At 56.1% G+C, this 14,533-nt stretch carries 17 protein-coding genes; 10 read left to right on the top strand and 7 right to left on the bottom strand.

What is annotated here, in order from left to right; translation table 11 throughout:
• Positions 1-23: 23 nt before the first annotated feature.
• A complete protein-coding gene (locus tag AC2T6E_RS03830; RefSeq protein ID WP_260661896.1) occupies positions 24-1,169 on the bottom strand; it encodes a trans-sulfuration enzyme family protein in 1,146 nt (381 codons plus the stop codon).
• An 11-nt stretch (positions 1,170-1,180) separates the two neighbouring features.
• The gene (locus AC2T6E_RS03825; RefSeq protein WP_182402435.1) at positions 1,181-2,551 is read right to left on the bottom strand and encodes a pyridoxal-phosphate dependent enzyme; all 1,371 of its coding nucleotides are present in this window, start codon (positions 2,549-2,551) and stop codon (positions 1,181-1,183) included.
• Between the two features lie 401 nt (positions 2,552-2,952).
• Between AC2T6E_RS03825 and AC2T6E_RS03820 the strand changes: the two genes are divergently transcribed.
• The 4 genes from AC2T6E_RS03820 to fumD all read left to right on the top strand — a co-directional run bounded on the left by AC2T6E_RS03820 (position 2,953) and on the right by fumD (position 5,795).
• Positions 2,953-3,975 (top strand): methionine ABC transporter ATP-binding protein, encoded by a 1,023-nt coding sequence (locus tag AC2T6E_RS03820; RefSeq protein ID WP_108416843.1) that lies wholly within the window; start codon positions 2,953-2,955, stop codon positions 3,973-3,975.
• Positions 3,968-4,636, top strand: coding sequence for a methionine ABC transporter permease (locus tag AC2T6E_RS03815; RefSeq protein ID WP_312958176.1), 669 nt, complete (start codon positions 3,968-3,970; stop codon positions 4,634-4,636). Before AC2T6E_RS03820 ends, AC2T6E_RS03815 begins: the two co-directional genes overlap by 8 nt.
• Positions 4,637-4,664: 28 nt before the next feature.
• Complete coding sequence (locus AC2T6E_RS03810) at positions 4,665-5,477, top strand: MetQ/NlpA family ABC transporter substrate-binding protein (protein WP_010430254.1); 813 nt, start codon at positions 4,665-4,667, stop codon at positions 5,475-5,477.
• 108 nt (positions 5,478-5,585) lie between these two features.
• Entirely contained in the window at positions 5,586-5,795 is a 210-nt protein-coding gene (fumD, locus tag AC2T6E_RS03805; protein ID WP_008500615.1) for a fumarate hydratase FumD, read from the top strand.
• Here the strand turns inward: fumD and AC2T6E_RS03800 are convergent.
• From AC2T6E_RS03800 to AC2T6E_RS03785, 4 genes are read right to left on the bottom strand one after another with little or no spacing between them, the layout of a single operon-like run.
• Positions 5,776-6,462: an amino acid ABC transporter permease gene (locus tag AC2T6E_RS03800; RefSeq protein ID WP_010430258.1), complete on the bottom strand. Its 687-nt coding sequence runs from the start codon at positions 6,460-6,462 to the stop codon at positions 5,776-5,778. The two genes, fumD and AC2T6E_RS03800, sit on opposite strands and share 20 nt — an antisense overlap.
• Positions 6,446-7,192, bottom strand: a complete 747-nt coding sequence (locus AC2T6E_RS03795) for an amino acid ABC transporter permease (protein WP_214604944.1) — start codon at positions 7,190-7,192, stop codon at positions 6,446-6,448. The genes AC2T6E_RS03800 and AC2T6E_RS03795 overlap by 17 nt, the downstream gene beginning before the upstream one ends.
• Positions 7,192-8,007: an amino acid ABC transporter ATP-binding protein gene (locus tag AC2T6E_RS03790; protein WP_214604945.1), complete on the bottom strand. Its 816-nt coding sequence runs from the start codon at positions 8,005-8,007 to the stop codon at positions 7,192-7,194. Before AC2T6E_RS03790 ends, AC2T6E_RS03795 begins: the two co-directional genes overlap by 1 nt.
• 1 nt (position 8,008) lies before the next feature.
• The gene (locus tag AC2T6E_RS03785; protein ID WP_214605245.1) at positions 8,009-8,839 is read right to left on the bottom strand and encodes an ABC transporter substrate-binding protein; all 831 of its coding nucleotides are present in this window, start codon (positions 8,837-8,839) and stop codon (positions 8,009-8,011) included.
• 247 nt (positions 8,840-9,086) lie between these two features.
• Here AC2T6E_RS03785 and AC2T6E_RS03780 point away from each other — a divergent pair, with 247 nt between their 5' ends.
• The 5 genes from AC2T6E_RS03780 (at position 9,087) to AC2T6E_RS03760 (ending at position 13,388) form a co-directional block, all read left to right on the top strand.
• Positions 9,087-9,254, top strand: coding sequence for a hypothetical protein (locus AC2T6E_RS03780; protein ID WP_042713742.1), 168 nt, complete (start codon positions 9,087-9,089; stop codon positions 9,252-9,254).
• 144 nt (positions 9,255-9,398) lie between these two features.
• Entirely contained in the window at positions 9,399-10,805 is a 1,407-nt protein-coding gene (locus AC2T6E_RS03775) for a DUF1996 domain-containing protein (protein ID WP_174339404.1), read from the top strand.
• Positions 10,806-10,896: 91 nt separating this feature from the next.
• The gene (locus AC2T6E_RS03770; protein ID WP_250901285.1) at positions 10,897-12,210 is read left to right on the top strand and encodes a sensor histidine kinase; all 1,314 of its coding nucleotides are present in this window, start codon (positions 10,897-10,899) and stop codon (positions 12,208-12,210) included.
• Positions 12,203-12,814: a response regulator transcription factor gene (locus AC2T6E_RS03765; protein ID WP_174339406.1), complete on the top strand. Its 612-nt coding sequence runs from the start codon at positions 12,203-12,205 to the stop codon at positions 12,812-12,814. Before AC2T6E_RS03770 ends, AC2T6E_RS03765 begins: the two co-directional genes overlap by 8 nt.
• 94 nt (positions 12,815-12,908) lie before the next feature.
• Positions 12,909-13,388 carry a GlcG/HbpS family heme-binding protein gene (locus tag AC2T6E_RS03760; RefSeq protein WP_126543829.1) on the top strand — a complete coding sequence of 160 codons (480 nt, stop codon included), beginning with the start codon at positions 12,909-12,911 and terminating at the stop codon, positions 13,386-13,388.
• A gap of 38 nt (positions 13,389-13,426) precedes the next feature.
• Here the strand turns inward: AC2T6E_RS03760 and AC2T6E_RS03755 are convergent, their stop codons facing one another.
• Positions 13,427-13,567: a hypothetical protein gene (locus AC2T6E_RS03755; RefSeq protein WP_010430278.1), complete on the bottom strand. Its 141-nt coding sequence runs from the start codon at positions 13,565-13,567 to the stop codon at positions 13,427-13,429.
• 125 nt (positions 13,568-13,692) lie between these two features.
• Here AC2T6E_RS03755 and AC2T6E_RS03750 point away from each other — a divergent pair, with 125 nt between their 5' ends.
• The gene (locus tag AC2T6E_RS03750; protein ID WP_120158820.1) at positions 13,693-14,475 is read left to right on the top strand and encodes an MBL fold metallo-hydrolase; all 783 of its coding nucleotides are present in this window, start codon (positions 13,693-13,695) and stop codon (positions 14,473-14,475) included.
• Positions 14,476-14,533: the final 58 nt, after the last annotated feature.

The raw sequence follows: 14,533 nt of genomic DNA, 5'->3' as shown, positions 1-14,533 counted from the left end.
GTGCCTGACCTGCCGCGTTTTGCTTATTTTTGCAGCGCCTGGCTGAGATCGGCTATCAGGTCTTTCGGATCTTCAATTCCGACTGACAGGCGGATCAGCTGCGGCACAATGCCGTTGGCCAGGCGTTGTTCCAGCGGAATTGACGCGTGGGTCATGCTGTAGGGCTGGCTCACCAGGCTCTCCACGCCGCCCAGGCTTTCCGCGAGGGTGAACAACTTCAGGTTACGGATCACCTCGGTGGCGCGTTGCGCATTGCCTTTCACCACGACGGAAATCATCCCGCCCGGCAGCGCCATCTGCGTACGGGCAAGCTGATATTGTGGATGCGATTCCAGACCGGGATAGAAAACGTTTTCCACCAGAGGATGCTGATCGAGCCATTGCGCAATCGCCAGCGCGTTGGTGCTGTGCTTTTCGACGCGCAGCGCAAGGGTGCGAATACCGCGCAGCGTCAGGAAGCTGCTGAACGGATCCAGTACGCCGCCCACCGCGTTTTGCAGATAACCCAGCTTATCCGCCAGTTCCTTGTTGTCCCCGACAATCGCCAGCCCGGCCACCACGTCAGAGTGGCCGTTCAGGTATTTAGTGGCGGAGTGCACCACGATATCGAAACCTGATTCCAGCGGACGGTGGATCACCGGCGACGCGAAGGTATTATCCGCCACGCTGATGACGTTATGACGACGGGCAATTTGCGCAATAGCCGCCAGATCCGCCAGCTTCAGCCGCGGGTTGGTTGGCGTTTCAACCCATACCATGCGGGTTTCCGGACGAATGGCGGCCTCAAGCCCGGCCAGGTCGTCCGGTTTAACCCAGCTGACCTGCAGACCGGTGCTGCGCTTGCGCACGTTTTCAATCAGGCGATACGTCCCGCCGTAAACGTCATCAATGGCGACAATATGGCTGTCTTTATCGAGCAGTTCGAGCACCGTGGAGATGGCCGCCAGACCGGAGGCAAACGCGTAGCCGCGCGAGCCGCCTTCCAGTTCGGCGATGGCGGTTTCCAGCGCGTGGCGGGTGGGGTTGCCGCTGCGGGAATACTCATAGCCGGTATGCTCGCCGGGTGACGGTTGCGCAAACGTCGAGGTAGCGTAAATCGGCGGCATGACGGCGCCGTGCTGGTCGTTGAACTCGCCGCTGTGAACGCTCAGGGTTGCCAGGTTTTTCATCTCTTATTCCTTTATTGTTGTAGACGGTTGCGCCAGGCGGTCAGGACGTCGCTGCGCGTGATCAGACCCAAAAAGCGGTCGTTGTCATTAATCACGGCCACCAGGCCACGGTCGAAAATAGCGTTCAGGGCGCTCTCAGGGGCGTGTTTATCAAGGAACTCCACCTGACGCGTCATGGCTGCTGTCACCGGAAGGGCAAAGCGATCGCCATCGCCGCCGATATGCCGCAGCAGATCCCACTCGTCGATGATGCCCACCACCTTGCCGTTCTCCAGCACCGGAAGCTGGGAGATGTCATACAAACGCATGCGCGCCAGTACGGTTGAAAGTGTGTCGTCCGGGGCGGCGGTGACGGTGGCACCTTCATCGTGACGCAGGGCAATATAGTCGGAGAGATCGCCAGCCTGAGGACGCGTGATGAGCCCTTGCTGACGCATCCAGTCATCGTTGAACATCTTCGAGAGATATTTATTGCCGCTGTCGCAGGCGAAGGTGACCACGCGTTTCGCCGTGGTCTGCGCCTGACAATATTTCAGCGCCGCCGCCAGCAGCGTGCCGCTGGAGGAGCCCGCCAGAATGCCTTCCGTTTTCAGCAGATCGCGCGCGGTGGTGAAGGCTTCCCGGTCGGCGATGCGCCAGGCGCGATTCACCCCTTCGATGTGGGCCAGCGGCGGAATAAAGTCTTCGCCAATCCCTTCAACCAGCCATGAGCCTGCATCGTGATAGCGTCCGGTTTCCACCTGGTCGGCCAGAACCGATCCGGCCGGGTCTGCCAGGACAAACTCCGTATCGGGGGAATGTTCCGCAAACCACGCCTGTAATCCCCCCAGCGTGCCGCCAGAGCCCACGCCGACAACAATGGCGTCGATCCGCCCATCAAGCTGTTCAAACAGTTCCGGCGCCGTCGTGGTGCGGTGCGCCAGCGGGTTGGCCTCATTATTGAACTGGTCGATGTAAAACGCGCCGGGCAATTCGTTGGCCAGACGCTGGGCGTAATCCTGGTAATAGGCCGGATGCCCCTTATTCACATCGGAGCGGGTCAACACCACCTGAGCTCCCAGCGCGCGCAGGTGGAAAATCTTTTCGCGGCTCATTTTGTCGGGTACTACCAGGATCAGCGAGTAGCCTTTCTGCGCGGCGATCAGGGCCAGGCCGAGGCCGGTATTGCCCGCCGTCGCTTCTATAATCGTGCCACCCGGCTGCAGCTGGCCGGTGCGCTCCGCTTCGTTGATCATCGACAGCGCAACGCGGTCTTTAATCGAGCCGCCGGGATTTTGGTTTTCCAGCTTCAGGAACAAGGAGCAGGGACCGGTATCCAGTTTATGCAGCTGGATAAGCGGCGTGTGGCCAATCAGTTCGGTGACGGAGTGATAAATCGTCATGGTCTTTTTCCTTTAACGAGGTCATGACCGGATGATAGGACTATGAAAATTTCTCAATAAAGAACGTTTCACTGCCTTTTAGAACAGAAAGGAATATTCAGCATGTTTTCGGATGTAAGGACAGCAAGACGTAAAGTTGTCTGGATGTGAGGATGGCTATATCGGGATAAAATGCTGCAAAAATGACCATTTTTTCAGCGGGTCAGCCATCGAATATGCGTATGGCAGATAATCATTGCTGAAAATGATCTAAATGCTTTCCAGCCGTTAAATCCGCTGTTTATTTCCGAAAGTTATAACACATTCTTTTTTGTTCATTTAAAACCTGATAACGCCTGTTTACTATCGTTTGGACATCCATACTGCTAAACCGCCATGGGCGGAACGGATAACGAATAAGAATGATTGTACTGAGCAATATTTCAAAGGTTTTTGACAACGGAAAGGTGGCACTGACAGCCGTTGATAATGTCAATTTGACGATAGCGCAGGGACAGATTTACGGGATTATCGGTTATAGCGGTGCCGGGAAAAGTACGCTTATCCGCCTGCTGAACGGTCTGGAAAAACCCAGTACCGGCAGCGTAACCATCAACGGGCAGAATATTTCTGCCGCTAAGGGCGAAGCCTTACGTCAGGCACGTTTGAAGATCAGCATGGTGTTCCAGCATTTCAACCTGCTCTGGTCGCGAACGGTTAACGAGAACATCGCCTTCTCGATGCAAATCGCGGGCGTGCCTAAAGCCAATATCAAGGCGCGCGTTGCTGAGCTGGTGGATTTGGTCGGCCTGAAAGGGCGTGAGAATGCGTACCCGTCCCAGCTGAGCGGCGGGCAAAAACAGCGCGTGGGCATTGCGCGCGCGCTGGCCAATAACCCGGACGTGCTGCTCTGCGACGAAGCCACGTCGGCTCTTGACCCACAGACCACCGATCAGATCCTCGATCTGCTGCTGGATATTAACCGTCGTTTCAAACTCACCATCGTGCTGATCACCCACGAGATGCACGTGGTGCGCAAAATCTGCGACCGCGTGGCGGTGATGGAGAATGGCAAGGTGGTGGAAGAGGGCGACGTCCTGAGCGTCTTTACCCATCCGCAACAGCCCATCACACAACAGTTTGTTCGTCAGGTGAGCCAGTACGCCGAGGAAGAGACCTTCAACGCTGAGCTGGCAAATGAACTCGAAGGCACGATTATCAAGCTGACCTTTACCGGACATAGCACGCATAAGCCTGTCGTCGGTGAATTAACGCTGCGCTATGGCCTGCCGTTTAACATCCTGCACGGAAAAATGACGCAAACCGCCCACGGTGTTTTCGGGCAACTCTGGGTGCACGTAGTGGCATCTGATGAACAACTGAACAATATCCTCGCCGACCTGCAGCACAGCGATATTGAAGGCGAGGTGATTAAACATGACTGAGGATCTCTTTCCGCATCTGAAGTGGGACCAGCTGTGGGCAGCAACCCAGGAGACGCTGTACATGACCGCGCTCTCCGGCGTGGCGACCTTTGTTCTGGGGCTCGTGCTCGGTCTGGCGCTGTTTTTAACCGCGCGCGGCGGGCTGTTCCATAACCGCACGGTCTACAGTGTGATTTCGATTGTGGTGAACGTTTTCCGCTCCATTCCGTTCATCATCCTGATTGTATTGCTGATCCCGTTCACGAAAACCATCGTGGGGACCATCCTTGGCGCCAACGCGGCACTCCCGGCGCTGATTGTGGGCGCAGCACCGTTCTACGCACGCCTGGTGGAAATCGCCCTGCGTGAAGTGGATAAAGGCGTTATAGAAGCAACGCGCTCGATGGGCGCACGACTGAGCACGTTAGTGTTTCGGGTTTTACTGCCGGAATCATCACCTGCACTGGTTTCAGGTATTACGGTGACGCTGATTGCGCTGGTGAGCTACAGCGCAATGGCGGGGGTGATTGGTGCCGGCGGTTTGGGAAATCTGGCTTATCTGGAAGGATTCCAGCGCAACCATGGTGACGTCACGCTGGTGGCAACGGTGACCATTTTAATCATCGTTTTCATTATCCAGTTCTGCGGCGACATCATTACTTCACTGTTAGATAAAAGATAAACACGAATAACACACAGGAACCATCATCATGAAAAAGACACTGACACTGATCGCCGCAGCAACCCTGAGCGCCTTGAGCTTCGCCTCCTGGGCTGACACGCTGACCGTAGGCGCGTCCAACACGCCGCACGCCGAAATTCTGGAGCAGGCGAAGCCGATTCTGGCGAAGCAGGGTATCGACCTGGAGATTAAACCGTTCCAGGACTACATTCTGCCTAACACCGCGCTGGCGGGACGTGACATCGATGCGAACTATTTCCAGCATATTCCTTACCTGAACAGCGTGCTGAAAGATCATGCGGGCGATAAAGACTACGATTTTGTCAGCGCAGGCGCGATCCACATTGAGCCAATCGGTATCTACTCTAAAAAATACAAGTCGCTGAAAGACCTGCCGGAAGGCGGCAAGATCATCATGCGTGACGCGGTCTCCGAAGAGGGGCGCATTCTCTCTATCTTCGAGAAAGAGGGCGTGATCAAGCTGAAGCCGGGCATTGATAAAGTGACCGCGCGCATCAGCGATATCGTCGAAAACCCCAAAAAACTGCAGTTCACACCTAACGTCGAAGCGTCTCTTCTGCCGCAGATGTATAACAACGATGAAGGCGCTGCGGTGGTGATCAACGCCAACTACGCGATTGATGCAGGTCTGGACCCGGTTCACGATCCGATTGCGGTAGAGAGTGGTGAAAATAACCCGTACGCCAACATCATTACCGTACACCGCGGTGATGAGAAGAAAAAAGATATCGTTGCGCTGGTGAACGTCCTGCACTCCAAAGAGATTCAGGACTGGATCCGCACCAAATACAAAGGCGCGGTCATTCCCGTAAACAACTAATTAGCTGATTTTTCAGATGAAGCCCGGCGAGTCTCTCGTCGGGCTTCTTTTTTGTATCCAGCCGATGAATCATTTAAGCTGGCGCTTTAGGGCAATGGAGTGAAGGCAATGGGCAATGTGACCAAAGACGAAGCGCTGTACCAGGAGATGTGTCGGGTGGTCGGCAAGGTCGTTCTCGAAATGCGTGATTTAGGGCAGGAGCCAAAGCATATTGTGATTGCTGGTGTGCTGCGAACCGCGCTGGCGAACCAGCGCGTCAAACGCAGTGAATTGACAACCGAAGCGATGGAAACGGTGGTTAAAGCGCTGGCCGGGTAATGCGCCAGCGCTTCGCGAGTTGCTCAAGCGAGCAGCACAGCAGGTAGTAAACCACCCCCGTAAAGATAAAAATGGCCGCCGGGTAGATTTGCACCCGGTTGTTCACCTGGCCCGCCACGGTGGTCAGTTCAGGTACGTTCACAATAAACGCCAGCGACGTATCCTTCAGCAGGCTGATAAATATCCCCACCAGAGACGGCAGAATATTGCGCATCACCTGCGGGAGCAGCACGCGCCACAAGGTTTGCCGCGTGCTGAATCCCTGAGTCAGTGCCGCTTCATATTGCCCGGCGGGCAACGCGTTTAGTCCGGCGAGTACCGAATGCATAACCGATGCCGCCGTGAACCAGGCCAGCGCCAGCGTCACGGTAAGGGCGCCGGGCAGATCGCCGCCGGTCATCAGCGGCAGCAGATACCACATCCAGAAAATCACAAAGATGAGCGGAATGCCGCGTATCAACTCTGCCCACAGGAACAGCGCCTTACGCACAAGCCCGGGATAGCGCCACGCGGCGCACGCCAGCGCAATTCCGCAGGGCAGAGCAAGTATGGCGGCTCCTGCGGCCATCAGCAGCGAGAGCAACACGCCACCGGGTTCACCCGCAGCAGCACGTCCCCACAGCAGATAATCCAGGTTATCAACAATCACGTTAAATCCGGCAATCATGCTGAGTCCTCCCTGCGCGGGGGCCGAGTCGCGTCAGTAGCATACCCATTAGCACGCCGGTAAGCAGATACAGTGCGGTTCCCACGGTAAAGGCCTCCAGCGCGTGCGCGTTATAGCTTTCAATCTGCCGCACCTGATAGGTGAGTTCGGCAAAGCCAATGCCGCTGGCGAGCGAGGAGAGCTTCATCAGGTTGAGATACTGACCGACGACAGGCTGCCAGGCATTCGCCAGTCCTTGCGGCAGCAGAATGTAGCGGAATAACCGCCAGGCAGAAAACCCCTGCGCCAGCGCCGCCTCCCGCTGTCCGTTGGGGACGGAACGCAGCCCGGACTCAATCTCCTCAATTAAAAAGGCCGAGGTGAACACGCCCAGCCCCCAGGCAGAACATAAAAATTCAGGCGTGAACCACCAGACGTCACCGGGCAAAATCGACCAGGCGTGATCGGCATTCACGACCTCCCGAAACCCGAGCGGCAGCCCGTTCCAGGCGGCGAAGTACCAGAACAGGAGCTGCACCAGCAGCGGCGTGTTGCGAAACAGCGAGACCCAGCCGCTGACGACGGCATGACCGAACCGTCCTGCGGAGAGGCGAAGCAGCAGAAAAAACAACGCAAGCAGGGTGGCAAGTACCACGCCCGCGAGCGTGACCCACAGCGTGGTGAGAAAACCGGATACTATCCACTGCAGGGGCTGCCCGGTCAGCACTCCCTGCCAGTCGAGCGCGGGCATTACAGCGGCTCCTGGTGAAGCGGGTCGAGCACTTTTTGCAGGAACCGCTGGGCGCGTGGATGCGACGGTTGACTGAAAAATTGCGCAGGCGGGGCGGTTTCGAGAATGTGTCCGCCGTCGATAAAGACGATCCGGTCAGCAATCTCCCTGGCAAACTGCATCTCGTGCGTCACCACAATCATGGTGATCCCGCTGTGGGCGAGGGCTTTCATCACATATAACACTTCGCCAATCATCTCGGGATCGAGGGCTGACGTCGGTTCATCAAAGAGAATGATTTGCGGCGAGGAGGCCAGCGCGCGAGCAATCGCCACGCGCTGCTGCTGGCCGCCGGAGAGCTGCGCAGGAAAATGATGGGCTTTTTCCAGCATCCCGACCTTTTCCAGCAGCGTTAGCGCGCGCTCCTGGGCAGGCTGCGGCTTCCAGCCGTGTACATGCTCCAGCGCCAGGGTAATGTTCTGGCTGGCGGTGAGATGGGCGTAAAGGTTAAATTGCTGGAACACAAAACCGACGCGGCTGCGTAACTGGCGCAGTGCCGCAGTGGCAAGCCGGGCGGTGGGTTTGTTATCAATCAGAATGTCGCCGTCACTGAGGGTTTCAAGCTGGTTGATAAGACGGATCAACGTCGATTTCCCCGAACCGGATGGACCGAGGATCGCCACCACTTCACCCGGAGAAATGCTGAGGTTAATGCCTTTTAATACCTCATGGTCGCCGTAACGTTTTACGACGTCACGAAACTCGACGCTGGCGTGTTCCAGATGTGAAAAATCCGCGGCACCGGCCGCGGAGTGTGAAAATAAATCTGAGAGCATATTACTGGGCTTCTATTTTAAAGGCGCGAGGCTGTGGAGCGGGCGTGTTTGGGCCAAACCAGACATCGTAGATTTTTGCCGCCTGGCCGTTCTTCTCGAGATTAACCAGCTCATCGTTAACGGCCTTTAGCAGCGCGATTTCACCTTTTTTCACCCCAACGCCAATCTCTTCCTTGCTGAGCAGATCGGGCAGGATTTTAAAGTTCGCTTTATCCGGGGCCTGTGCCAGCAGGCCTGCAAGAATAGTGCTGTCCTGGGTGATGGCTTGCACGTTGCCGTTGCGCAGCGCCGTCAGCGCCAGAGGAATGTCATCATAAGAGAGCACGCGAGACTGCGGGAAACGCTGGTGCAGCGCCTGCTCGCCCGTTGTCCCTTTCACCGCACCAATGCGTGCCCGGCTGTATTCATCCAGCTTATCGGGTGATTTGGCGGGGACCAGGAACTGTTGGCCGGTCACGAAATAGGGGGTGGAGAAATCAATCACCTGTGCGCGTTCCGGGGTGATGGTGATATCCGCCACGATCAGATCTGCTTTACCGGACTGAAGCAACGGAATTCGGTTCGCCGGATTGGTGGCAACCATTTCAAGCTTCACGCCGAGTGATTTTGCCAGCGCTTTGGCAAAGTCCACGTCGTAACCCACGATGTCGTGCGTCTTTGCATCAATAGAGCCGAACGGCGGATTGGCGTCAAAGGTGGCGACTTTCACCACCCCTGCGGCCTTAATATCCGCTAGCTGATCGGCCTGTACCTGCGCTGAAAGCAGGCTCCCGGCTGCCAGTAATCCCAGAACCCATGTCCGTTTGTTAAACCCTTTCGTTTTTGCTGCCATAGTCATACGTCATCCCGTCGTTTTTTGTTTTGTCCCTTTACGCTCCCATAAGCGAAAGCTATCGCCAAATAAGAAATCGTTCTTTGCTATAAGCAAAAAAGCATTAGTGAACAGGGTGTTATGAACAGGTAAATGAAAGGGGACGCTATTTGCAGATACTGCACATGAACAGACGATATTGGTATTTCCCTCGCGCCAAAGTTGAGTGTTTAACTTAGGTCAGGCAAAGCGAAGAGAGGTAAAGACAATGAAAAAATGGATAAGCACGTTACGGCGGTTTTTTGCGACCCGGCAGGTCAATGCGGAGAACAGCGCGCAACGGGTTCTTGAGTCGATACTGCCTGTCGCCAGCCTGTATGGCGTGGACGTTGCCAACATCGATCCGGAGTGGTTCTATGATAAAACGTCACGCTGAGTTGCGCCGGACGCGCGAAATGTACTGGAATGAGCTGTGCGTGATGACTGTAAAGCAGGGATGAGCGGAAAAATACGCAGGCAAATCCTCGGTAAACGATAGCCGTTTTGTTACCACTATCTCCTTTCAGAGATGGAGATGATAATGAAACGGACAGTATTAACCACCACGCTTACAACCACCGCATTACTGATTGCCATGCAGGCGGCGCACGCTGCACCACAGGCGCACGTCGTCTGCGGTTACTCCCACACGCTCGGCGATGATGCCATTATGATGTACGGCATGCCCAACGAGGCCATGCTGCACGATTTTTTTGGCAACGTGCAAACGGATGCCTTCTCTAGCCGCGAATCGCTGCGTAGAGATGAAAAGACCACCTGTGATAACAAAGCCGACAGCTCGGCCTACTGGGCACCTTCTCTGAGGTTGCCTGACGGAACGGTGGTCAAACCCGCCTATCAAAAAACCTACTATCAGGCCTCGAACGTTGACGCCTGGCCGCTGCACCCTTTCCCGGCGGGGCTGTCGCTGCTGGCGGGCGATCATCATGGCACCGCGCCGAATCCCCATATTACGTTCTTATGCGCCAACGGCAAAGGCTACACCACCAAAACGGGCGAAGTGTGCGGCTTGCGCAAGGCGAACGATGCCGTGCAGTTTAATATCGGCATTCAGTTTCCGAACTGCTGGGACGGGGTCAACCTGAAGCCCGCTCACGGGATGAACAACGCCACCTACGACACGAAAGGGCAGTGCCCGTCTGCTTTCCCGGTGAAAATTCCGACCGTGAACATGAATATTGCGTACGTGCTCCCGACGATTAGCGCTCTGGATACCAGCAAAGCGCAGCTTTCTCTCGACCCTATCATGCACGGCAGCGAGCGCGAAGAGCGGTGGGGAAGCCTGTACACGGCGCATGCGGACTTCATGAACGGCTGGACGGAGGACGCCGCGCGCTTTATGACCGATCTCTGCATGAACCGCGGGATAGACTGCGGCACCACCGTTCCGTATGGCTACTCAAAAGCGAAGGCCAACGTCTGGCTTAGCAGCCTGGAGCCAGCGCTTTCCCAGCCGGAACCACAGGTCCTGCTGGTGCAGGATAACTGGCAGAACGGCGGGCGCACGAAAAACAGCGAAACGCTGTCGCTGGTGAAGTTCAACATTCCGCCGCTGCCTGTCGGGCAGGAACCGTCGCAGTTTAAATACCGCGTGCGTATTTATGGCGGGAAAGTGGAAACCAACGGCGCGGATCAAATTTTCTTCTATCCGGCGAGCAATGACTGGGATCCGACCCGCGTGAGCTGGCATACGCGGCCAGCCTGCAACTACCGTTCGGATGCGGTGCTTTACCTTAACCACTCCCGCGAATACCGGATGGTGGACGTGGATAAAGCGGTGCGCAAGGCGCTGGCAGAAGGGAAAACCGAGATTTCGTGGTATATCGGCGGCGATCGTCAGGGAAATCATTACCAGTTTGAGACGGCGTCATCTCCGCAAAGTATGCTCCTGATGCTGACCGGCTTTAGCAAAACGCCGGAGATCTAATACCGCCCGCGTTTTTTGTTCTCATCAACGTTAACTGGTAATGTCGGTAGCCTGAATGACGGTGCCAGTTAACGCGATGAGTATAAAAAAGATGATAAAGCGCAGCATCGCCGTATGGGTGGCGATCTGTCTGATAAGCAGTGTGTTGCTATATGTGGAACAGATCCGCCGTCAGTTCTGGGAGCGCGATCGCGAGTATTCGGTGCTCTTTTCTGAGATTAGCGCCGTCCTTACGCAGAACGAGTCTGTCTTGCCGCTACTGAGCGGTAATGAAGACATCACGGCACTGAATAAAAAATTCCCCCATCTTCTTGCGCTGGAGAAAACAACCGGACGCGCGCTGGACGCCGCCCGCGTTGAGCCCGCCAGCGATCGACAATACTGGCTCTACAATCCCTGGCGGCAAATCCGTGTACGGGTGGATCTTGCCCCACTACTCAATACGCATCATGCCTTTGAGCGCCTCGACGTCTCTTATTCGAAGCGTAGCGAACTACACTCTTCAGATGCCTTCTGGCACTGGGCACGCTCCTTCCCACAGGTAACGCAACCCTTCGTGCTTTCAGCCGATGCTCAGCCGGACTGGCTCGGGATTCAGTGGTTTATCTTCCTGGCCGTCTTTCTCGGATGGGGAATGGTCATTGCGGTGGGCAGCGTGGCGCTCTGGCAGCGCAAGGCAAGACGAGACGCAGAGCAGCGCGCTTTGTATTACCAGCATGCCCGACTCAACACGCTGGGGGAGATCACTGCGGGTATTGTCCATGAGATCAACCAGCCGCTCACGGCCGTGCAGACCTGGATCCAGGGCGCGCAGCGGCAGCAAAAGCTGGACAATCCACAGGCGGTGTCCCAGGCACTGGCAGCAGCGCTGGTGCAAACACAGCGTATCAGCGCCCTGTTAACCCGTTTTCGTGAACACGTGGTGCAGGAGAAAGTGACGCTGCGCGAAACCGACCTGGCGCAATGCTGGCAGCAGGTTGTGAATTTACTGGAGCACGAGAGACGCGCTGAACATATTATCGTCACCCATGCGTTTACACCGGAGGCAACGACGGTTCTGGCTGACAGACTCTGGCTTGAGCAGGTACTGCACAATCTGCTCAGCAATGCGATTCAGGCTCAACAGGCGAACGCGCAGGGTTGGGTGCGGATCGAAAGCCGGAAAGGCGCAAATGGCATTCAGGTCATCGTGACGGATGGCGGCCCCGGTTTTAGCCCGGAGGCGCTACAGAATGCCTTTATGCCGTTTTACAGCGGCAGAGAAGAGGGAATTGGCCTGGGGATGACCTTAACGGAGTCACTGATGACGCGCATGAACGGATCGATTACGCTGGGGAATTCGCCGGAGGGAGGGGCGCGAATCGTCCTGCAACTGGCTAATGGAAAGGAGACGACGCATGGATAATATCATCTGGCTGATCGATGACGATGAATCCATCAGAGAATCGATGGCATTTTTACTTTCGGGCATGGGCTGGGAGGTGAAGACATTCGGGAGTATCGACGCGTTTACCTCGGCCCATGTTAAGGACTCAACGCTCGTCGGCTGCCTGCTGCTGGATATGCGCATGCCGGGAAAAGGGGGGCTGACGTGGCTGGAAGAGGGCGAGTGGCCGTGGCCGCTGCTGCCGGTAATTATCATGACCGGACACGGCAGCGTCGACGCCTGCCGCCGGGCGTTCCGTAACGGCGTCTTTGAGTTTTTCACCAAGCCGCTGGATGCGGACAAGCTTATCGAATCCGTGGGGCTGGCGTGTGAGGAGAGCCAGAGACGGTTCGCCGACTGGCAGGCGATCTCACGCATAAAAGTGCGCTTTGAACAACTCACCGCGAGGGAACATGAGGTATTGGCGGTGTTGATGGAAGGGCTCAGCAATAAAGAGGTGGCGGCGCGGCTTAACCTGTCGCCGCGCACGGTGGAAGCGCATCGTGCAGCTGCGTTTGCCAAGCTGGGCGTCACGAGCCTGGTTCAGGCAAGCCGCGAGTACGATAAATTGCAATCCGTATAATTACCAGGATGCGTGCGTAATCAACCGAATTACGCGTCGTTGCCTGTCCCGGTATCCTCGAAGGGTTTTCAGTTATTCTATTCGAGGTTATGCAATGAAAAAGTTAATGATGGCGGCAGCGCTGGTCGCGGGTAGCGTAAGTCTGACTGCGCAGGCAGATTCCGTGAGCCAGAAAAATCTCTCCCTGGCGCAGGCCAATGCGCTGGCAAACTCTGCCGTTCAGGCGTGTCTGGCGAAGAACTATCAGGTTTCGGTGACCGTGGTTGACCGTGCGGGTGTGGTGAAAGCGGTACAGCGCACCGATAATGCGGGCCCACATACGGTCAAAGCCAGTGAAATGAAAGCCTTCACGGCGCTCAGCGCGAAGAATGCCTCAGGCAAAGTGATGGAAGCGGCGCAGAACAACGCGGGTGCGCAGAATATGCGTGATATCCCAGGCTTCCTGCTGCTGGCGGGTGGCTTACCCGTTAAAGAGGGCGATGAGGTGATCGGGGCGATTGGTATCGGCGGGGCGCCGGGCGGTCATCTGGATGAGGCCTGTGCTCAGGCAGCCATTGACGGGCTGAAGAAGTAATATCAAAAAAAAGCACCGGCTTTACCGGTGCTTTGCAATCAGATCTTGCAGGCGTCGCCGCAGTCATCATCGGCAACCATCGCCTGCGCTTTTTTGTCTGCGTCGTCCAGACGTTCGGCGTTACGCTCTTCTGCTTCATCCAGTCCGTTAAAGACCAGGTTATCGAGATCAATTTCCATGTGGCACCTGCTATGTTCAGTTTTTGATACTGGCACAGTATAGGGCAAAAAAAACCAGGAATGTACCTCGCAGCACATAAGGATAATCCCTGCCATACTCAGTGCGTTGTCACTGAGGAAAGCACATGATTATACTCTGTAAAGCCTGCGGGACCTCGTATGCGTACCAACCCGACAGATGCCCTGTCTGCGAGGATGAGCGCCAGTATGTTCCAGTTACCGGGCAGGCGTGGACCGAACTTGAAACCGTCACTGCCGCGCATACCAACAAATGGCAGCAGCTTGAACCGCAGCTCTTTAGCATCAAAACGGTGCCCGCCTTTGCCATCAACCAGCGGGCACTGCTGCTGCGCACCCCACACGGCAACATTTTGTGGGATTGCATCGCCAACCTCGACCCGGCAAGCCGAACGCTGATCGCCGCCCTCGGGGGTATCAGTGCCATCGCCATTTCACACCCTCACTATTACACCACCATGCAGGACTGGGCGGAGACGTTCGACGCGCCGGTGTATCTTCATGCGAGCGATCGGGAGTGGGTCATGCGCGACAGTCCGGCCATTCACTTCTGGCAAGGCGAAACGCTGGAGATTGTCCCCTCCGTGACGTTGCTGCGTCTCGGCGGCCACTTTGCGGGCGGAACGGTGCTGCACTGGCAGGAGGGCGATGGGGTTTTGCTGGCGGGGGATATCCTGCAGGTCACGCCGGGGAAAGACGCCGTTTCATTTATGTGGAGCTATCCGAATATGCTTCCGCTACCCGCCCACACCGTTGCGTCCGTCACCCATCGCCTTGAAGGCAGAAAATTTGAGCGTCTGTATGGCGCGTTCGAGGGGCAGAACATCCAGGCTTTCGCGGACGATATTGTGCAACGGTCTGGCCAAAAATATATTGCTTGTCTGAAGTAAAGCACGGTGGGTAAACTTTACGAGTGTGATCGCGATCATACCTAAACTACAACAGATA

It is taken from the genome of Enterobacter sp. B79-1 (assembly GCF_057444735.1).
The sequence above is the reverse complement of the archived record's forward strand: the minus strand, read 5'-3'. Positions and strand labels throughout refer to the sequence as shown.